The organism is Rufibacter ruber, from assembly GCF_001647275.1.
Lineage (GTDB): Bacteria > Bacteroidota > Bacteroidia > Cytophagales > Hymenobacteraceae > Nibribacter > Nibribacter ruber_C.
Genome location: NZ_LRMM01000012.1, coordinates 21,229 through 40,541 on the forward strand (window position 1 = coordinate 21,229; position 19,313 = coordinate 40,541).

Genomic DNA, 19,313 nt, shown 5'->3' on the forward strand with positions numbered 1-19,313 from the left:
CTAGCTTCTGCTCCGGCCCCGCTGCCGTGGCTAACAAAGGTGCGTGGTTCTCAGTATTGCGCGTTGGTGCCCTTTCCTGCTGGCGCCTGTGAGTGTCTGCGGCCCTTAAGAGCCTGGTTGCCTGGTTCTTTTACGCAGCAAAACACCCTGAAAAGAACCTGCGGTTGCACTGGTCTGGCCCCGTGGCGCTGCTGTGCGGCCCAAAAGACGGCTTGCGCAGATTTTTCTCGCACTTTGCAGCGTCAGATCAAAATTTAAACAGGCTCTGAGGGGGTTCTTCTGTTTCTGGCCTGTTTTTCAGAAAACAAAGCCAAAACAAAAGCTGTTTCTCTCGTATGCAGTAGGTATTTCTACTATGCCGCTCTGTCTATTACCAGCATTTTAACCGCCATGGATGTATACCTGATAATCTTTGTGGTGATTGGGGCTTCGGCCCTGGCCATGGCGTGGCTGCCTGCCTGGTTCAAAGAGAAGCCGTTCTCGTATGCCATGCTGTTTGTGGTGATCGGGTTTCTGCTGTACAAGCTGCCGCTGGGGCTCCCAGAGCCTGACCCGCTGCGGGAGAATGAACTGGCGCTGCGGCTTTCTGAGCTGTGCGTCATCATCACGCTGATGGGCACAGGCATCAAGATCAACCGGCGGTTCTCTTTTTTCAGCTGGCAGGTGCCCCTGCGGCTGGTGAGCTGGACCATGCTCCTGTCTATTGGCGTACTGGCCTGGATGGCCTGGCAGTTCCTGGGGTTCCCGGTGGCCTCAGCCGTGCTGCTGGCGGCGGCCATGGCGCCCACAGACCCGGTGCTGGCCTCAGATGTGCAGGTGGGGCCGCCCAGTGAAGAGGTAGAAGATGCGCCCCGGTTCGCGCTCACGGCAGAGGCCGGCCTCAATGACGGCATGGCGTTCCCGTTCACGTGGCTGGCCATTGCACTGGCCACCAAAGGGCTGGCTCCCGAAAACTGGTTCACCCATTGGCTCACGTATGATTTGCTGTACCGTATAGCCGTGGGCGTAGGCATAGGGTTTCTGCTGGGCAGGTTGCTGTCTTACGTGCTGTTCAAGCTCCCTAAGAAGGCCCACTTCCCAATGACCGAAGACGGCTTCGTGGCCATTGCCGCCACGCTGCTGGTCTACGGGCTCACTGAAATGATGCACGGGTACGGGTTTATTGCGGTCTTTGTCACTGGCCTTACCCTAAAGCACGTAGAGAAAAACCATGAATACCACCGCGAACTGCATGATTTCACTGACCAGATTGAGCGCATTCTGCTGGTGGTGGTGCTGATCCTGGTGGGCGGAAGCGTGAGCAGGGGGTTGTTAGATGATCTTACGTGGCAGGGGGTTCTGGTGAGTCTGGCGTTTGTGCTGGTGGTTCGGCCGCTGGCCGGCTTCATTGGCCTGCTGGGCGTACCGGTGAAGCTACGGGAGAAGTGGGCCATCAGCTTCTTTGGGATCAGGGGCATTGGCTCTGTGTTCTACCTCACGTTTGGGCTGAGCAAGGCGGCTTTTATGAACCCGGGTGAAATCTGGGCGGTGGCGGGGTTTACCATCCTGCTCTCTATTTTCCTGCACGGGGTCACCGCCACTCCCGTAATGCAGTACCTGGACAAAGTGCGGAGGCCCGGTGATTTCATTGACCCTGAACAGGCGCTGGAAGATGGGGAGTTGGGGCCGGGGCAACAAGGAGAACCGAAAGAATAACCAGAAAATGCCGTCGCTCGCAAAATACTTCAGGGAACAGAACCGGCCGTATCTGCTGCCAATGCCAGAGGCGGAGGTGTACCTGGTCTCTGAGTTCATTCCGCCGGGTGAAGAGCCCGCCTTGCGGCAGGCCCTGCAAGAGCAGGTGGCGTGGCGGCAGGAGCAGATCACCCTGTTTGGGAGAAAGATAGACCAGCCCCGCCTTACCGCCTGGTACGCAGACCCGGGCAAAGCCTATACCTACTCCGGCCTCACGTGGCAGCCGTTGCCATGGCTCCCGGTGCTGTCCCGGTTGCGGGAGCGGCTTCAACTTTTCACCGGGGTGCCCTTCAACAGCGTGCTGCTCAACCTGTACCGCCACGGCCAGGACAGCATGGGCTGGCACAGTGATGATGAGCCTGAGCTGGGGCAGAACCCAGTCATTGCCTCTGTCAGTGTGGGGGCTGAGCGGGTGTTTTCGTTCAGGCATAAAAAGGAGAAAAAGCTGAAGCAGCAGGTCTTGTTGCCCTCTGGCAGCCTTTTGCTCATGGCCGGGGCTACGCAGCACCACTGGCAGCACCAGCTGGCTAAAACCGCCCGCGTGGCAGAGCCAAGAATCAACCTTACCTTCAGGTACATTGCCTGAGGCTGCTTAAAGCATGTTCTAAGTTGCTTTTTTTTGCGCTGCCAACGGGCATCAAAAGACGTGATATCGCCTTTCCCTCGTACCCTGGCGCTGCCAAATGCTCAAAAAAGCTTCGTCAGAACCTTTCGCTCCCACTTTTCGCCAGCAGAACTAAAATTTAAACCAGTTCCAACGGGCATGAGTGCGTTTCTGGCCTGTTTTTCAGAAAACAGGCCAGAAACAGACAAGTAAAGGCAGGAGAAATTTATGCCAGGCAGAAACCCCTTTTTCAGGCAAACAAACGTATAGAAGCTTCTAAGGCTTAGAAGTATGCTACGTCAGTATTTGAATCGTATAATGTGTAGGGCCATGGGCACCCGGCAGCAGTACTCCCAGTCTGACATGCTGCTGTTCTTCTGCATCCTGTTCATTGGGTGCTATCTGCTGGCGCTGGCGCTCATGCTCTAATTACCGGCTAAGGCTTCTTTGCCTAAACAGCCTTTCTTTTTTCTCCCCAGGCCACTTTCAGTGCTGATGGGTGCGCGCGTTGTGGTTAATTTCAGGAAAATTGCCCAAGTTTACCCGTTCTTACCGTAGAAGGCAGTAATTGGCTATACATTCTGCGCCTGCGGCGGAAAAACACCACAAACTATGGAGAAAGACTCCCAACTCAGCGTCATGGGCGGCGGACTGGTAGGTTGCCTACTGAGCCTGTACCTGGCAAGGCAAGGTTATTCTGTTGATGTGTATGAGCGGCGGCCAGACCTGCGGCGGGCTGAACTGGCGGGCGGGCGCTCCATTAACCTGGCCCTGAGTGACCGCGGCTGGCGGGCCCTGCAGAACATAGGCATTGCCCAAGACATCAAAAAAGTGGCCATCCCCATGTACCGCCGCGTCATGCATGATTTGCAGGGCAATCTCTCTTACCAGCCGTACGGGCAGGAGGGGCAGGCCATTTATTCGGTCTCCAGAAACGGCTTGAACCAGGCGTTGCTAGACCTGGCGGAAGCCCAGCCCAACATTTCGCTCCACTTTCAGCAGCAGGTGCTTGACGTAGAAGTAGCCACCAATAAGATTACCCTAGCAGATGTTGCCTCCGGTGAACAGTACCAGATCACCCCAGACGTGATTTTTGCCGCAGACGGGGCCTACAGCATGGTGCGGCTTTCGCTCATGAAGACAGACCGGTTCAACTATGAGCAGAGCTACCTGAACTACGGGTACAAAGAATTGACCATTCCGCCGGGGGCGGAGGGGGCGTGGCAGCTGGAGAAGAATGCGCTGCACATCTGGCCGCGCGGGCAGTACATGATGATAGCCCTGCCCAACCTGGACGGCACCTTCACCTGCACCCTGTTTTTCCCCTTTGAGGGAGAGCCGTCTTTTGAGGCCCTGCAGACACCTGGGCAGGTGCAGGCGTTCTTTGAGAAAACGTTTCCAGACGCGGCGGCGCTCATGCCAGACCTTACCCAGGAATATTTTGAGAACCCCACCGGCTCGCTGGTCACCGTGAAATGTTTCCCGTGGAGCCATGAAGGCAAGATTCTGCTGGTAGGTGATGCGGCGCATGCCATAGTGCCCTTCTACGGGCAGGGCATGAACGCCGGGTTTGAAGACTGCAGCGTGTTGAGCAGCCTGCTGGAGCAGCACCCCGGTGACTGGGAAAGCATTTTTAAAACGTTCCAGGAAGCCAGAAAACCCAACACAGACGCCATTGCTGACCTGGCGGTGTACAACTTTATTGAGATGCGGGACAAAGTGGCCGACCCCCGGTTCCTGCTCCAGAAGAAGATAGAGGCTAAAATCACGGCGCAATACCCAGACAGCTGGCTTCCCTTGTATTCTATGGTCACCTTTTCGCCAGATTTACCGTATGCCGAGGCACTAGCCAACGGAAGGCGTCAGGATGAGATCATGCGCCACCTCATGGACCACATCCAGACAGAAGAAGACTATTCTAAACCAGCAGTGCAAGCCTATCTGCAAAACCATCTTGGCAAATAATTGAATACGTTTTTGGCCTGTTTTTCTTAAAACGGCCAAAAACGCCAACGAACAACAATACATAACCAGACTGTAAAAAGCAGCAGCGCCCGGCAATGGGCCAATTTGACAGAGCTTCATGATATTCTCCAGACTGAAAGATTATTACTTGGCATTAGGCTCCTTTGTACTGGTGCTGGGGATAACTCTTTACGCCTATTATGTCTCTAAAACCAGTGACCAGGAGCAGGACGCGCAGGTGTTTAAGCTACGCACTGAACAGGTGCGGGAAACGCTGGAGCGGCGCATGGGCAACTATCTGCAGATTTTAAAAGGGGTAGACGGTCTGTTTACCGCCTCAGACACGGTCACCTACCAGGATTTTAAGCGGTATGTCTCCTCGCTGCAGATTGAGAAGACCTACCCGGGGGTGCAGGGCTTTGGGTATGCCGCCATGCTCACCCCAGAGCAGGTGCCCACCATGGAAGCCCGTATGCAGAGCATTGGGTTCACCAACTTCAAGGTAGCCCCCGCCTCGCCCCGCACAGAGTATTCCTCCATTATTTTCTTAGAACCCATGGATGCCCGCAACCGGCGGGCCCACGGGTTTGACATGTTTCATGACCCCATCAGGCGCGAGGCCATGGAGGCGGCCCGTGATTTTAACGCCCCCGCTATTACCGGCATTGTGACCCTACGGCAGGAAGAGAACGACAAGGTGGGGCAGCCGGGGCTATTGATCTACATGCCAGTCTACTACCAGAATGCTGAGCCGGTCGCGCTGGAAGAGCGGCGGCGGCTGCTCAAAGGCTTTGTTTACGCGCCCTTTAGGGCCAAGGACTTGATGAACAGTACCATTGGCAGGGAACTGAAAGATATCTCCATCTCCATCTATGATGGCAAGAAGCCCAAGCCGGAGTCCCTCATCTATACCAATGACACCACTGATGCAAAACTGGACACCAGCGGCCGTAAGCTGTACCTGACCGAGGTGATGCGCATAGCCGGCCGTACCTGGACCCTTGAGTTCAAGCCCAGAGAATCTTTCTCTGACCAGAGGGGCATAGACGAACACAACCTTATCCTGTTGGCGGGGGGCATTATCAGCCTTCTGATCTTCTTTGTGGTATGGTCGCAGCAGCGGTACCTGCAGTCAAACCAGCTCACGGAGCTGGTCACCAACAATACCACCGCGGGTCTGTTCATGTTAGACAAGAAAGGGTACTGCACGTTTCAGAACCCGGCCGCAGAAAAACTTTTGGGCTACAGCAATGATGATTTAAGGCAAAGGCCGTTCCATGAGCTGGTACACCGGAAGCAGGAGATGGGTAACCTGGCCCCGGAGTTGAACTCCCAGAAAGCCCATGCCTTTGAAGACATCTTTATCTGCCGGAACGGTAAAACAATTCCGGTGGCCTGCGCGTCCAGGCAGGTAAAGCAGGGCGGGGAGATAGAGGGCTTCATTCTGGAGGTGCGTGACGTGACCGAGGAAAGAAAAGCCCAGCAGGCCCTGGTAGAAAGCGAGGCCCGTTTCAGGAGCATGGCAGACAGCGCCCCTGTCATGGTCTGGATGACAGATGACCAGAACAGCTGCACCTACGTGAACCGCCAGTGGCTGGAGTACACCGGCACCACCCTGCAAGATAGCCTGGGTGATCACTGGTTGGCCCTGGTGCACCCAGATGACAAGGCAAAAGCCTTCCAGATTTTCAATGCCGCCACAGAAAGCCAGACAGAGTTTCAGAGTGAGTTCCGCCTGCGGCGGCATGACGGTGAGTTCCGCTGGATGATGAACACGGGCAGCCCCCGTTTTGGCGCAGAGGGCAACTTCCTGGGCTATATTGGCTCGGCCTTAGATATCACTGAGCGCATTCTCATGGAGAACCGCCTCAAAAGCAACGCTGAGATGCTGCAGCAGATCTTTATGCAGGTGCCGGCTATTGTGGGGCTGGTGAGAACCAAAGACTTGCAATACACCCTGGTGAACGCTTACCTGCGGGAGTTCTATGACGGCCGGGCAATGGTAGGGGTGCGGGCCCCAGATGCTTTGCCTCTCTCGCAGCAGGAGCAGTTTACCAGAATCATACAGAACATAGCCCAAACCGGTGAGCCTTACATTGGGCAGGAGGTGCCGGTGTATTTTGATGAAACTCCCGCTGGCCAGGAGCATGTGCGCTTCTTTAACATGGTGTATGAGCCCATCAAAAACCGCAAAGGCGAAGTCACCTCTGTGCTGACCTTTGCGGTTGAGGTGACCGAGCAGGTGTTGAGCCGGGAGCAGCTGTCTGTGATCAACGAGGAGCTGAACCGCAAAAACAAGGAGCTGACCCGCATTAACAATGACCTGGACAGTTTTGTCTACACCGCCTCGCATGACCTGAGGTCGCCGCTGGCCAATCTGGAGGGGCTTACCACCGCCCTCTTAGAAAATGCCGAAGAGAAGCCCCAGGGGGAAGATGACGAAGACCGCATGCTGTTGCAGATGGTGGCTTCTTCCATCGCTAAGTTAAAGGGTACTATCCATGACCTGACAGAGATTACCAAGGTGCAGAAAGACCTGGAGTCACAGGCAGAGGAGCTAGCCTTCTCAGAGGTGCTCACTAGCATAGAAGAAGACATTCACGGCATGATCCAGGAGGCGGGGGTGACCGTGCAGAGGGAGTTTGCCGTGCCGCAGATCAGGTATGCGCGTAAAAACCTGCGCAGTATTCTCTACAACCTGGTCTCCAACGCCATCAAGTACCGGGAGCCCACCCGCCCCCTGCAGGTCAACGTACGCACCCGGCGCGAAGGCGAATATGTGGTGCTCACCGTGCAAGACAACGGGTTGGGCATACGGGAAGACCAGCAGGAAAAGCTGTTTACCATGTTCAGGAGGTTCCACTCGCACGTAGAGGGGACCGGCATTGGGCTTTACATTGTGAAACGCATCATTGAGAACAACGGCGGCTACATTGAGGTAGAGAGCGAGCCGGGCAAAGGCAGCACCTTCACTGTGCATTTCAAAGAAGAAGCGTAACCCGGCACCTGGCACCAACTGAAACGCGGCTCTTTATTAAGAGCCGGGCGTTTCAGTTGGTGGGCGCTTTGCGTTAGACCTTGTTTACATTTTGCTTTTGCAGGCGAAAGCGGGGAGCGAAAGGTTCTTCTATCCCGTTTTTAGGGCGGCATAGCCGCGCGCTGGGGCGAGGCAAACGCCAGGGCAGGCTCTTTTGAGGCCCGTTGGCAGCGCAAAAGACACATGTAAACCTGCTCTTAGGTGAGCAACGGAAGTAAAAGATCTGGGTCTACTTTCTTGAGCAGCTCCTCTACCTGTTGCCGGGTGAAACGCCCGTTCACTTGCAGCATGAGAAAGTTGTTGCCGTATTTACGGTACCCCACAAGTTCCTGCACCTGGTTGTTGGCCTGTCTCATTTTGAATTGAAGCGCGCCTGCCGCCTCATCCAGCAGGGGCAAGTTGGCATAGCTTTCCTTCTGAAGCACCTGGTCCAGCTCCTGGGTAAGCCCTTTTTCCAGAAGTTTCTGAGACTTGCGGTTGGTGGGGGTAAAGGTCAGCACCCTGATAGAAGAGATGTTGGCCAGCGCCGCCTTCAGGGTGCTGTCAGTTGTTCCGCTGGAGAGGTACCTGGTTACCAGGCCCACGGGCAGGCTGGTGCCTTTGAAGCCGGCCTGGTCTCTGTATTTCTGAAAGAAGTCGGTGGTGGTCTGTGCCGGGGGCAGGTTGCTGGTACTGCTGCAGGATTGCACCGCCATCACCGCCAGGAACAGGAGGGGGATAAGCAGGCGGTGAAGCCTCCGGGGAATATGGTAAAGGATTGGCTGTGTCATTTTCTTCTGTTTTTAGCCTGTTTTACGGAAAATAGGCTAAAAACGCTGATCTGCCCCTTGCTGCTTTCTGCAGATGCCTCCGGGTGGTTGCCTGTAAAAGCGAAACAGCCAAAGCATTGCCTCTTTTTTAGCCATTTCAGAAATAAAAACCGCCTGCCTTTGGAATTATGGGAAAGTGTGGCTACATTCGGTTTTGTTGTGTGAAATCTGCTGCTGCCAGCACGGCTGCTTCTGTTCTTTCTCAGGCATGGCCAGCCCAGAGTTTCTGTGATCGTTTGGCCCTGCTTTGCCTTACTACTGCTACAAGAGGTGCGCGTCTAGCTTGGTGCAGAGCGTGCCATTGCTATACATATTACTAGCCAGCTGCTTTCTTTGAGCTTCTGGGATGTTTCATCTGCCCTCCCCCGCACTAGTTTTCTCTGCGGCCTGTGCCGTTAAAATTGTTGTAGGCTAATTAAATATTACTTTGAGTTTAGTGGACAGATGGAAAGCGCTGAAAAAGAACTTTATGTGCTGAGCAGACTGAAGTCCGGAGATGAGCAGGCGTTTGAGGAGATTTACAGGCAGTACGCGTATTCTTTGACTGAGTTTGCGAGCTCCAAGCTGGCCTCACTGGAGGAGGCGCAGGATCTGATACATGACCTGTTTGTCTATCTCTGGACAGAGCGCGGCACCCTCCAGATCACCGGTTCCCTCAAGGGTTTCCTGTTTGCCGCTGCCCGGTACCGGGTCATAGACCACATTCGCAAGAACATTACCCGCAGCAAGTACGCAAACGCCGTGCAGGCGCTGGAGCCCACCCCCGTGTACCAGCTGGAGAAAGAGCTGGAGGCGCAGGAACTGGGCGGCCTCCTGGAGAACGCCGTTGCCCGCCTTTCACCGCGGGTGCAGGAAGTTTACCGCCTGAGCCGCCATGAAGAATTGAGTATTGCTGAGATTGCCTCTGAGCTCAACCTCTCTGACCAGACCGTGAAGAACCAACTGGGCACCGCCCTCAAGCACCTGCGGCGGGTGGCGGTGAAAGCCTCGGTCTGGCTTTTGCTGGCGGCTGGCCTCTCCTAAGCCGTTTATCCCATTTCTGGAAAACATTCTTTAAGAAGTTTCTGTTTTGGGGCTGTTTTCTGAAAAACAGCCCCAAAACAGAAACTTCTCTTCCCGCTCAGGGGTGACACCAGCTGTCCTGAATAAGGCAACAGTGGTGACCTCTCTGCTGCAGAAAAGGTGTGAGGTCTCCTGCCATTCCGGCGGCAGGTGCGGCCAGATCCCTTTGCCTCTTTTCTTTTAAAATCCCTCCTTCGGCGCAGCCGTTCCAGCCTTCCTGTTTTAGGGCTGTTTTTCAGAAAACAGGTCAAAAACAGGAAGACTGGTGGCGCCCCGCCAGAAAAGAAACAGCGCCTACGAAGTCTTCGGGGAAAAAGTTTGATTTTTTTCCGAAGGGTATAGTACTCCTGCCGCGCTCATCCGACTTTCTGTCATAACCCACCTGAGATGAGCAAAAAGGACATCAGTGATTTGTTAGATAGGTACCTGGCCGGGGAGTGCACGCCTGAGGAGGCGCAGCAGGTAGAAGCGTGGCTGGCCAATCTGCAGCAGGAGAAAAACCAGTGGCAGAAGCTAGGGGAGCCAGAACGGGAACAGCTGCTCTCCTCTGTTTTTGCCAACATTAAAAATACCATTTCGCCAGAGACCAGGGTGGTGCAGATGCCGGTACGCAACCGGTGGCGTATGATCTCAGCCCTGGCGGCGGCCTTTTTGATAGGGGCTTTGGTTTACACCTTCTGGGGCCAGCTTGTGCAGAACAGAAATGAGCAGGAGGCTTATATGGCGGTGCAGGCCCAGAAGGGCCATCGTAAACGCCTGACTCTGCCAGACGGCACGCACCTGTGGCTCAATGCCGGCTCCAGCCTGAAGTACCCCGTCTCCTTCAATCAGAAAAACCGGGAGGTGTTCTTAGAGGGCGAAGGCTTTTTTGAGGTGGCCCATAACCCTGAGAAACCCTTTGTAGTGCGTACCGGCTCTCTGAGCACCAAGGTGTTGGGTACGGTTTTCAATGTGAACGCCTACCCGGAAAAGGAAACGGTGCAGGTGACCCTGGTTTCTGGCAGGGTGCTGCTGGAGCAGAACCAACAGGAACTTGCTTCATCTATGGAGCTGGCGCCGCGGCAGGCCGCTACTTTCTCAAAGAAATCTGGCAATCTGCGCCGGCAGGAGGTGCGGCACGTGGAGGAGTTCTACGCCTGGACAGAGGGTAGGCTGGTGTTTCAGGAGACGCCTCTGCAGGAGGCGCTGCTGCGGTTAGAGCGGGCCTACGGGGTGTCGCTTGCCGCAGAGGGGCAGGTGGCCAACTGTACCATTACCGGAACCTTCAAGGTGGAGCAGCCGCTGGCTCAGGTCATGCAGATCATCTCCATTTCTACCGGGGGCACCTTTGCCCCGGCGGGTGCGGGCGGTGTACTGCATGGGGCTGGCTGTGACTAAACCCACCTGCCACAGAGAAGAGAGCGGGCGCCAGGCCAGCTACTTTTCCTTCGGCTTCTAAGAATTTAACCCTACTCCAAACATACAAACATGCTTTTCTTCTTTAGACGGAACAGGACGGTACAGCACGTGCTCAGGTGCGCTTGCCTTACCTTGCTCCTGGCTATGACCCTGCAAATAAGCTTTTCGGCAGGCCTGAACGCCCAGGGAATTCTGGAGCGGAGAGTCTCGCTCTCAATGGTGAACAAGCCTTTAAAGGAGGTGCTGCAGGCCCTGAACCAGAAAACCAGCGTTGACTTTGTGTACAGCTCTAAGGTAGATGTACACAAAGTGGTGTCTGTGCAGGCTCAGAACAAAGAACTACGCCAGGTTCTAAAAGACGTGCTGACCCCTACCCGGCTAGATTATGAGGTGGTGGGAACCAGCATTGTGATCAAAGAAAGCCCTGTGCCCACACCGGTGCCTGTGCTCAAAAAGTCGGCGGCGGCTGCCCCCTCATTGCCGGTGGTAGTACCCGTGCGGGGGAAAGTGGTAGATGACAAAGGCGAACCGCTGCCGGGGGTAACGGTTCTGGTCAAAGGGACCCAGACCGCTACCGTGACAGATGCAAACGGTGCTTTTTCAATTGAAGCCCCCGCCAATGCCTCCCTTATGGTCTCTTACCTGGGTTTCCTGACGCAGGAGGTCAAAGTGGGCAGCCAGCAGGAGTTGACGGTGAAGCTGGTGCCAGACCCCGTGGCTTTGGGTGAAGTAGTGGTGACGGGGTACACGGTGCAGGAGAAACGCGTGGTGACCGGGGCTATTGGCCAGATTAAAAGCCGCGAGATTGCCAACATGCCCATCCAGTCGTTTGATCAGGCCATGCAAGGGCGTCTGGCCGGGGTGCAGGTGCAGACGGCGTCTGGGGTGCCTGGCGGAAAAGTGAGTATCAACATCAGGGGTATGGGGTCTATTACCGCTGGGAATGAGCCGCTCTACATTGTAGACGGGGTGCAGATCAACTCAGAAGATGATGCCGGGGGCACCGTGGGCACCAACCCCCTTTCGTTCCTGAACCCCAATGACATTGAGTCAATTGAGGTTTTGAAAGATGCCGCCGCGGCCTCTATCTACGGAGCCCAGGCGGCCAACGGCGTGGTGCTCATCACCACCAAAAGCGGGGATGAAGGCCCCACCAAGATCAGCGTGAACATGTACCGGGGATTTGCCTCGCCGCTGCCGCTCATAAAAATGATGGACAGCCAGCAGTACCTGGATGTGCGCATGGAAGCTTACCGCAACCGCTACCCAGACCGCACAGAGGGGGCCATCAGAACAGAGGTGCTGCAGGAAAGCATGCTCCCCATCAACATGACAGATGCGCAGCTTGCCGCCCTGCCTACGTATGACTGGCAGAAGGCAGCCTTCAGGACCGGTGATATTTATGATGTGGAGCTGGCCGCCTCCGGCGGAAACAAGACCACCACCTACCGTCTCTCTGCCTCTTACAACAGCAGCGAGGGCAACCTGATTGGCATTGACTTCTCCCGCGCCACCGCAAAACTGAGAGTACAGCACAAACCCACGCGCAAGCTCACCATCAGCACCAACATCAACCTGAGTAACATAGTGCAGAACGGGACGCAGCAGTCAGCGGGGTCAACGGGCTTTATGTCAGCGCCGCAGTTTTCATCACCTATGATTCTGCCGTTCATTCCCATCACGCTGGAAGATGGTTCGCCTAACAACCCGTTGGGTGGCTTCCCGGGGGAACTGCGCTACAACCCCATCTACACGGCAGAGGTAAACTTTATTCAGGGCAAAACCCGGGCGCTGTACAGCAACATCATCCTCAGCTATGACATCACCAAAGACCTCAATTTCAAGTCTACCTGGGGGCTTGACTACCGCAACATCAACGCAGAGCAATACCTGGATCCCAGAACCCATGAGGCGTATGCCCGCCGGGGGTATCTTTCCATCCGGAACAGGGAATCCAGCACTGTCTCTGGTACCCAGGCCCTGACGTACAGCAAACGGTTTGCCGGTGGGCACCGGTTAACGGCCTTGGCTGGGGCAGAGTACCGTGATTACAGCCGGCAGATCTCCTTTTCAGCGGGTGAAGGCTTTTCTACCTACCAGTTCAGGCACATGTCAGGGGCGGCCACCATTCTTTCTTCTACCGGCTCCTGGACCGGCTACCGGCAGTTAGGGTTTTTCTCACAGGCCAACTATGACTATAAGAAGAAGTACATGGCCAGCGCTATTTTGCGCTATGACGGTTCCTCTAAGTTTGGTGCCAACAACCGCTTTGGGTTGTTTCCGGCGTTTTCAGCGGGTTGGGACATTGCCGCAGAAGACTTCCTGAAAGACGTGCGCTGGGTAGATCAGTTCAAACTGCGGGTGGGGTACGGTGAAACCGGGAACAGCGCCATTGACCACTTTGCCTCCAGAGGCCTTTTTACCGGTTCCAGCAGCTATGGCGGGCAGCCGGCCATACAGCCCAGCTCACTTGAAAACCCAGACCTGCGGTGGGAGCGCAACGCCTCTACCAATTTGGGGGTTGATTTCTCGCTTTTCAGAAAGAGGTTGAGCGGCTCAGTAGATGCATTCCACAGAAGAAGCAAAGACCTGTTGCTGGAGCAGCCGGTGCCGTGGTACGGCGGGTATGAGAGCATGTACCGCAACGTGGGCGAAGTGGTGAACCGTGGCCTGGAGGTAGAACTGAACGGCGAGGTGCTACGGCTTGGGGGCTTCCAGTGGAATTCTGGTTTCAACATCACGTTCATGGACAATGAGGTGACCAAGCTGTATGAGGGCCTGAATGGCGAATCTCTGCCCGGTAACCCGTCTGTCCGGATTGGCCACCCGCTCAGAACCAATTTTGTGGCGCAGTACGCGGGGGTGAATTCGGCCACCGGCCGCCCTATGTGGTGGTCTGGGAACGGGACATTGACCTATAACCCGGGAGCCCAGGGCACCAACAGCTACACCCCGTATGGCCGCGGCAGCCAGTTAGCCAAATACTTTGGCGGCTTTACCAACACCCTCTCCTTTAAAGGGATTGAAGTTTCTGCCCTGTTCCAGTATGACATGGGGCGGGAGTACCTCAATGAGCAGAACAGAACCTGGTACCGCAACGGCCAGGGGGCCAGAAACGGACTGGAGAGAATCTACCTGATGCGCTGGACTGAGCCGGGGCAGGTAACCCCAGTGCCCAGGGCCATTAACGGCGGGGCAGAGACAGACGGGGCTACGCACATTCTCTCTTCCTCCAGGTTTCTGGAAGACGCCTCCTACATCCGGTTCAAGCAACTTGCCGCGTCTTATGCCATTCCGGCCAGGTTCCTGAGCAAATTCAAGATCTCCAGCGCGCGGGTGTACGCGCAGGCGGTGAACCTCTACACCTGGACCGCCTGGACCGGTTATGACCCGGAGTTCCTCATTGATGACGAGAATTTCACCTCTAACCAAGGGGTAGTACCCCAAACCCGCAGCTATACGCTGGGTGTTGAGTTTGGCTTTTAAGCATGACCACCATGAGAAACAGAATCTTTCCCTATATCCTTTCGGCCAGCCTCATTTTTGTCTCAGGCGCGTGTAACGACCTGTTAGACGTGGAGCCCACACATGCCATTGATTCCAGGACCGCCCTCACCAGCATGGAGGCCGTAGAGGCCGCCACCAACGGGGTTTATGCCCGGCTGCGGGCGGTGCAGCAGTACGGCCGTGACCTGGTGGCGCTGCCAGAGCTGCTGTCAGACAACGCCGTGCACTCGGGGCGGGGCACAACCCTGCAAGCAGAGGCCAGCAACAGTCCCGGTGCCCATCTGGAAACCTGGGAGACCGGCTATGCCGCCATTAATGAGGCCAACCTGATTCTGGAGGCGCTGGGGCCGCTAAGTGCGCCGCAGAGTTTTAAGAATTCTGTTGAAGGGCAGGTGCGATTTTTACGGGCGCTTTTCTACCACAACCTGGTAAAGGTGTATGCCTTTGACCCCACCGCCAATGACCCAACCCGCAACAGAGGCGGGGTACCCCTGGTCAGGAAGGGGGTAATTGCCGTGGGAGACATTGACTATGCCAAAGGCCGTGACGCAGTGTCTGAGGTGTACCGGTTCATCTATGAAGACCTCACTGCCGCGTACCAGCTATTAGAAGGTACTGATAACGCCAGAGCCCCCCATTTTGCCACCAGGGGAGCCGTTGCCGCCTTCTTCTCCAGAGTAGCGCTCTACAACGGCGACTATAACAAAGTAATCTCAGAAGCCAACCTTGCGCTCAAGTCTGGGGTGGGGCAACTGCAGCCCGCCGCCAATGTAGTAGCATCCTGGCGCACAGATGTGCACCCAGAATCTATGTTTGAGGTGGCGGTGAAGCCTACTGAGAACATAGGAACCAATGAGTCATTGCGGGCCACGTTTACCACCCGGGTGAATGCAGAGGGGAAGGTAGCCGTGAGCTACGGGCATGCGGTGGTAAGTGATGCCCTGTTAAGCGATTATGAGGCCGGAGATGTGCGCAAAGAGCTGATCTGGAAAGGCCTGGGCAACAACAGCAGCAAGAATGAAATGACCAAGTTCTTCAGCCGGGGCGGAGTGAAAGACCTGGACAACATTCCGGTGATCAGAGTGGCAGAACTGTACCTGAACCGGGCCGAGGCCTATGTGCGCCTTGACCAGGCGCGCTGGCGCTGGAGGACCTGAATACCATCAGGGTGAACAGGGGGCTGCCGGCGGTTTCCCTTTCCGGGGAGGCCCTGTATGACGAGATCCTGAAACAGCGGCGGGTGGAGCTGGCCTTTGAGGGACACCGCTGGTTTGATATGAAGCGCCTGGCCCGGACCATGTACAAAGAGACGGGCAATATTCCCCACTCCAGTTACCGCATTCTGGCCCGCATTCCCTTCAGAGAAAGAAACGCCAATAGCAACATTGCCCAAAACGTGGGCTATTAAACCAGTACTACCGTGAAAAAAAGTATATATCTCTTTCTATTGCTGCTTTCTGCCTCCTTAACAGGGTGCTTTGAGAAATATGAAGACCGCTACTACTTCAGAGACTTTATGGTGGAGTTTGATGAAGCCGTGACCCGCACCAAAGTTAGCGGGAAGATTTACCCCCGGGTAGACGGGCTGGACCCGGCCAGCGGGGTGGTGAAATACCGCATCAACCTCATTGGCGGGCAGTTCCCCACTGAGCAAGTGGTACAGTTCAAAGTGGTGGAAACCGAGAGCACCGCCCGCGAAGGGGTGCACTACCGGTTCCCCAACGGCAATTCCATAGTGATACCGGCCAACAGCAGCTTTGGGTATCTGGCAGTAGAGGTGCTGCCAGACGGCAGTGGGAACTCCCAACTGGTGGTGGAGCTGGTGGGGAACCAGGAAATCAAACCCATGGACAACTTCCGGGCCATTGGCATTCCCATCACTTTCCCCAGAACTGACCCAGACCCGGCGCTGGTGGAGAAGATAAATGACATTACCTACTACAAGACCCTGGAGATTGGGGCGCACCTGAGCGCCACCCTGGGCAGCCACCTCAACCTGTCTACCGGAGCTATCTATACTAACACCGGGGCAGACGCCAATCCCGCCCAGATTGACCTGCTGGTGGCAAATGGGTCCAGCTCCAATATGAACCTTTTGGCACCGTCCAGTTCTGGCGTGAGTGGTTGGGGCTCTATCAACACCCGTATCACCGCCTGGCCGGTAAGAAACAGCGCCACCCTCATTAAGTTCAGAAACCCCAGCCAGGCAGAGCTGCAAATGTTCAATGACTTGCAAACCGCGGCGCAGATAGAGGCCGCCTTCATTCAGGCGCAAAACACCGTCAGCAGCAGAACCGGCTATGTGTCAGCAGATGACGGGCCGGGGGATAGGGTACGACAGCTGAAGGCAGGGGAGCTCCTCTTTGTCAAATCTGGAACAGGCAACCGCTATGCCGTGATCAGGATTGCAGACCTGACCGCCGGAAACGCCGGGGGCATGACCATTCAGTACAAGGTGACCAACTAAAAAAAGCAGGCAAGGGCAAGCGGTTTCTTAGTCAAAAGGACCGCGCGCCCGCAATCAGAAAATACCATGAAAAAGATTTTTAACCATTTTTGGTGCACCCTTGCCACCCTGTGCCTGGTGCTGGGGGCTTGTAAAGAGGATGATCTGCCAGAGGTTAACCGGGAGCCCTTCTTTAGCCCCAACGGTGATATTGCCCTGATGCAGGTGAAGCTGGGAGCCCCTGGAAACCCGCTGGAGGGCGGGTATCTTGACCTTGCTACCGGCACAGTATATCAGGAGGCGGCAGTTGGAGCCCAAGAAGGCAAAGTAGACCTGTTGTACGCCAAGTCCTCCAGCGGTGCTGTCAACCTGATGGTGCCTGCCAGCGCTGGTCTGGAAGGCTGGGATTTCAGGAACCGGGGCACTCTAATGAAGCTTAGAAGCACCTCTTCTGAGGAACTGGCCATGTTCAATAGCCTTAAAACGTCTGGAGCCCTTGAAACTGCCTACACCACCACCCAGCAAACCCTTGCCACCAGAACCGGTTACGTAGCCGAAGAAGACGGCCCCTCTGACCGCGTGCTGAACGTAGTGGCAGGTGATCTTATCTTATACAAATCTCTGGAGGAAAACCGCCAGATAATAGCCATTGGGAGGGCGGTGACCGTGAGTACTGGAAACAGCGGGGCGCTGATCATTGATTTTAAAGTTGCCCAAAACATAAAGGGAGCTACCCCTGCCGTACAGCCAGACCCGGCCACCGACTATAAAAAACTGGAGCTGATGCTGGGCTCGCAAACCAACGCCTACTTAGGCAACAACCTAGACTTCTTTACGGGGAAAGCCCTGGTAGATGCAGAAGCCAGTGCCGCGCCAGGCTCAGTAGATCTGCTCCTGGCCAATTCCAGCACCTCTGGGTTTAACCTCATGACACCGGGCGGGCCGGGTGTGATCGCCTTCGGCGGAAGTTCAGAAACCAAGGTGCTGGGCTGGGGAACCCGGAACAACGGTGAACTCATCAAACTCACCAGCCCTACTGCGCAGGAACTGCAACTCCTGACAGACATACAGACGGCTAGCCAGATTGAAACCACTTACAATGCCTTGAAAGCCACGGCTGCCAGCAGGCCCAACTACAACGCCACCAATGACGGAGCTTCAGACCGGATCAGGAGCATTGAGCCTGGTGACCTCATTCTGTACAAGTCGCTTACGCCGGGCCGCAAGATTTACGCGGTGGGCCGGGCGGTGAACCTGGCCAGGGGCAACGCGGGTTCCATGGTGCTGCAGATGAAGGTGTCTGCTGAGCTGGTGAACGTGCCGCCGCCGCCAGTGAGTGACATCACCACCTATCAGGTAACCTGGGGTGGGCAGAGCAACACCAGCCTTGGTTATTTCCTGGACCTGAAAACCGGAAATGTCTATAACAATACCACCTCACCGGCTAACGCCGATAAAATTGACCTGTTCAACGCCTTCGGGGCTACCACCGGGGTCAATTTCTACACGCCAGGCGTAGCACAAACAGCCTTTGGCGCCATTGAAACCCTTATCAAAACCTGGCCAACCCGCAACAACGGCAACATGGTCAAGCTCCGGAACACCACGCCAGAAGAGCGCGAAGCCTTTGACGCCCTGGAGTTCAACCAGGAGATTGAAGCCGCCTATGACCAGGCGCAGGCCAGCGTGACCAGCCGTGCCGGGTACGTTGCCCTGGAAGACGGACCCACCAACACGCGTCTGCGCAAACTGGTGGCCAATGACATCGTCTACTTCCGGTCGGCGAGCCGCAATTTCACCGCCGCCATTCTGGTGCAGGACGCCGAGCAGAGCTCTACGGGCACCATTACCCTAGTTGTAAAAGTCAAAAAAGATTAACCTAATCCATCCCAACAAACAGAAAAGCATACCCATATGAAGAGAATTGCCTTAGTACTAGGATTTTGCGGCGCACTCCTGCTGGCGCCCGGGGTGACGGTCACTTCTTCCTTCGCCCAAAAGAAAGGGGCCGCAGACAAGGGGGAACCCGTGAAGACCCTGCAGGTGACCATGGGTGCGCAGAGCAACAAGTCAACCGGCGGGTTTGTAGAGGCGGCCACCGGCACTACGTATTCAGAGAACGAAGCCAGCGGGAATACCGGCAAAATTGATTTCATCTACCTGCACGGGAAAGACTCAGGCGCCAATTTTGTGACCCCAGCCAGCGCGGGGCTGAGCGCGTTCAAAAAACTGTCTGAGCGGGTGGCTACCTGGGAGGCCAGGAACGAAGGCACCCTTATCAAATTACCGGCATCAGAGGAGAGCCAGCAGCTGTTTGAAAGCGTGAAAACCACCGCAGACCTGCAGGAAGCCTTCAAGAAAGCGGGCAAACTGGTGACCAGTGCGGCAGGCTACAAAGCCAAAGACTTTGGGCCGGGTGACCGCATCAGGTTTCTGGCCGCCGGAGACGTGGTGCTGTTCAAATCTAAGAACAATGTGCTGGCTGTTCTGCAGGTAAAAGAAGTGGGAGACACCACCACCGGCACCCTCACCGCCGAGGTGAAAACCAGTGGCGGGAAAGTAGCCGGGAAATAACCTGGCCGGCTTCGGGCTGCAAAGCATGGCCAAGCCTTCCCTGCCAGGCCAGCGTTGCCGTTTCCGTTTTGGGCCTGTTTCGAAACAGCAAACGGAAAGGCGTACAAAAGCTGCTTCGGCTTTAGCCGAGGAGGATTCCAAGACGGACGCCAGCCAGTTAAACGCAAGTACCGTGCG

The 19,313-nt window shown here is 55.8% G+C and carries 14 protein-coding genes; 13 read left to right on the forward strand and 1 reads right to left on the reverse strand.

The window, feature by feature from the left end:
• Positions 1 to 390 precede the first annotated feature (390 nt).
• From A8O25_RS06790 to A8O25_RS06805, 5 genes are all read left to right on the forward strand, one after another.
• Positions 391 to 1,695 (forward strand): cation:proton antiporter, encoded by a 1,305-nt coding sequence (locus A8O25_RS06790; RefSeq protein WP_066832506.1) that lies wholly within the window; start codon positions 391 to 393, stop codon positions 1,693 to 1,695.
• A gap of 7 nt (positions 1,696 to 1,702) precedes the next feature.
• Positions 1,703 to 2,320, forward strand: coding sequence for an alpha-ketoglutarate-dependent dioxygenase AlkB family protein (locus A8O25_RS06795; protein ID WP_066832645.1), 618 nt, complete (start codon positions 1,703 to 1,705; stop codon positions 2,318 to 2,320).
• Positions 2,321 to 2,629: 309 nt separating this feature from the next.
• Positions 2,630 to 2,767: a hypothetical protein gene (locus tag A8O25_RS23185; protein WP_161947709.1), complete on the forward strand. Its 138-nt coding sequence runs from the start codon at positions 2,630 to 2,632 to the stop codon at positions 2,765 to 2,767.
• A 183-nt stretch (positions 2,768 to 2,950) separates the two neighbouring features.
• A complete protein-coding gene (locus tag A8O25_RS06800; RefSeq protein ID WP_066832509.1) occupies positions 2,951 to 4,303 on the forward strand; it encodes an FAD-dependent oxidoreductase in 1,353 nt (450 codons plus the stop codon).
• Positions 4,304 to 4,421: 118 nt separating this feature from the next.
• Positions 4,422 to 7,301 carry a CHASE domain-containing protein gene (locus tag A8O25_RS06805; RefSeq protein WP_066832512.1) on the forward strand — a complete coding sequence of 960 codons (2,880 nt, stop codon included), beginning with the start codon at positions 4,422 to 4,424 and terminating at the stop codon, positions 7,299 to 7,301.
• Positions 7,302 to 7,537: 236 nt separating this feature from the next.
• On the opposite strand, the gene A8O25_RS06810 is transcribed toward A8O25_RS06805, so the two are convergent.
• Entirely contained in the window at positions 7,538 to 8,110 is a 573-nt protein-coding gene (locus A8O25_RS06810) for a DUF4252 domain-containing protein (RefSeq protein WP_066832516.1), read from the reverse strand.
• A gap of 483 nt (positions 8,111 to 8,593) precedes the next feature.
• Here A8O25_RS06810 and A8O25_RS06815 point away from each other — a divergent pair, with 483 nt between their 5' ends.
• The 8 genes from A8O25_RS06815 (at position 8,594) to A8O25_RS06845 (ending at position 19,136) form a co-directional block, all read left to right on the forward strand.
• Positions 8,594 to 9,172, forward strand: coding sequence for an RNA polymerase sigma factor (locus tag A8O25_RS06815; RefSeq protein ID WP_066832519.1), 579 nt, complete (start codon positions 8,594 to 8,596; stop codon positions 9,170 to 9,172).
• 426 nt (positions 9,173 to 9,598) lie between these two features.
• Positions 9,599 to 10,588, forward strand: a complete 990-nt coding sequence (locus A8O25_RS06820) for a FecR family protein (RefSeq protein ID WP_066832522.1) — start codon at positions 9,599 to 9,601, stop codon at positions 10,586 to 10,588.
• A gap of 165 nt (positions 10,589 to 10,753) precedes the next feature.
• On the forward strand, positions 10,754 to 14,095 hold the full coding sequence (locus tag A8O25_RS06825; protein ID WP_161947710.1) for a TonB-dependent receptor: 3,342 nt from the start codon (positions 10,754 to 10,756) through the stop codon (positions 14,093 to 14,095).
• A gap of 2 nt (positions 14,096 to 14,097) precedes the next feature.
• Positions 14,098 to 15,273, forward strand: coding sequence for a RagB/SusD family nutrient uptake outer membrane protein (locus A8O25_RS06830; protein WP_206598662.1), 1,176 nt, complete (start codon positions 14,098 to 14,100; stop codon positions 15,271 to 15,273).
• A gap of 11 nt (positions 15,274 to 15,284) precedes the next feature.
• Positions 15,285 to 15,524, forward strand: a complete 240-nt coding sequence (locus tag A8O25_RS23490; RefSeq protein ID WP_206598663.1) for a RagB/SusD family nutrient uptake outer membrane protein — start codon at positions 15,285 to 15,287, stop codon at positions 15,522 to 15,524.
• 12 nt (positions 15,525 to 15,536) lie between these two features.
• Entirely contained in the window at positions 15,537 to 16,583 is a 1,047-nt protein-coding gene (locus A8O25_RS06835) for a DUF4843 domain-containing protein (RefSeq protein ID WP_153042625.1), read from the forward strand.
• A 66-nt stretch (positions 16,584 to 16,649) separates the two neighbouring features.
• On the forward strand, positions 16,650 to 18,440 hold the full coding sequence (locus A8O25_RS06840; protein ID WP_066832529.1) for a hypothetical protein: 1,791 nt from the start codon (positions 16,650 to 16,652) through the stop codon (positions 18,438 to 18,440).
• A 36-nt stretch (positions 18,441 to 18,476) separates the two neighbouring features.
• Complete coding sequence (locus A8O25_RS06845; RefSeq protein WP_066832533.1) at positions 18,477 to 19,136, forward strand: hypothetical protein; 660 nt, start codon at positions 18,477 to 18,479, stop codon at positions 19,134 to 19,136.
• Positions 19,137 to 19,313: the final 177 nt, after the last annotated feature.

Coding starts and splice junctions, on each gene's coding strand:
- A8O25_RS06805 (WP_066832512.1), top strand. CDS start 4,422: ATGATATTCTCCAGACTGAAAGATTATTACTTGGCATTAGGCTCCTTT.
- A8O25_RS06800 (WP_066832509.1), top strand. CDS start 2,951: ATGGAGAAAGACTCCCAACTCAGCGTCATGGGCGGCGGACTGGTAGGT.
- A8O25_RS23185 (WP_161947709.1), top strand. CDS start 2,630: ATGCTACGTCAGTATTTGAATCGTATAATGTGTAGGGCCATGGGCACC.
- A8O25_RS06840 (WP_066832529.1), top strand. CDS start 16,650: ATGAAAAAGATTTTTAACCATTTTTGGTGCACCCTTGCCACCCTGTGC.
- A8O25_RS06820 (WP_066832522.1), top strand. CDS start 9,599: ATGAGCAAAAAGGACATCAGTGATTTGTTAGATAGGTACCTGGCCGGG.
- A8O25_RS06810 (WP_066832516.1), bottom strand. CDS start 8,110: ATGACACAGCCAATCCTTTACCATATTCCCCGGAGGCTTCACCGCCTG.
- A8O25_RS06845 (WP_066832533.1), top strand. CDS start 18,477: ATGAAGAGAATTGCCTTAGTACTAGGATTTTGCGGCGCACTCCTGCTG.
- A8O25_RS06825 (WP_161947710.1), top strand. CDS start 10,754: ATGACCCTGCAAATAAGCTTTTCGGCAGGCCTGAACGCCCAGGGAATT.
- A8O25_RS06830 (WP_206598662.1), top strand. CDS start 14,098: ATGACCACCATGAGAAACAGAATCTTTCCCTATATCCTTTCGGCCAGC.
- A8O25_RS06795 (WP_066832645.1), top strand. CDS start 1,703: ATGCCGTCGCTCGCAAAATACTTCAGGGAACAGAACCGGCCGTATCTG.
- A8O25_RS06790 (WP_066832506.1), top strand. CDS start 391: ATGGATGTATACCTGATAATCTTTGTGGTGATTGGGGCTTCGGCCCTG.
- A8O25_RS06815 (WP_066832519.1), top strand. CDS start 8,594: ATGGAAAGCGCTGAAAAAGAACTTTATGTGCTGAGCAGACTGAAGTCC.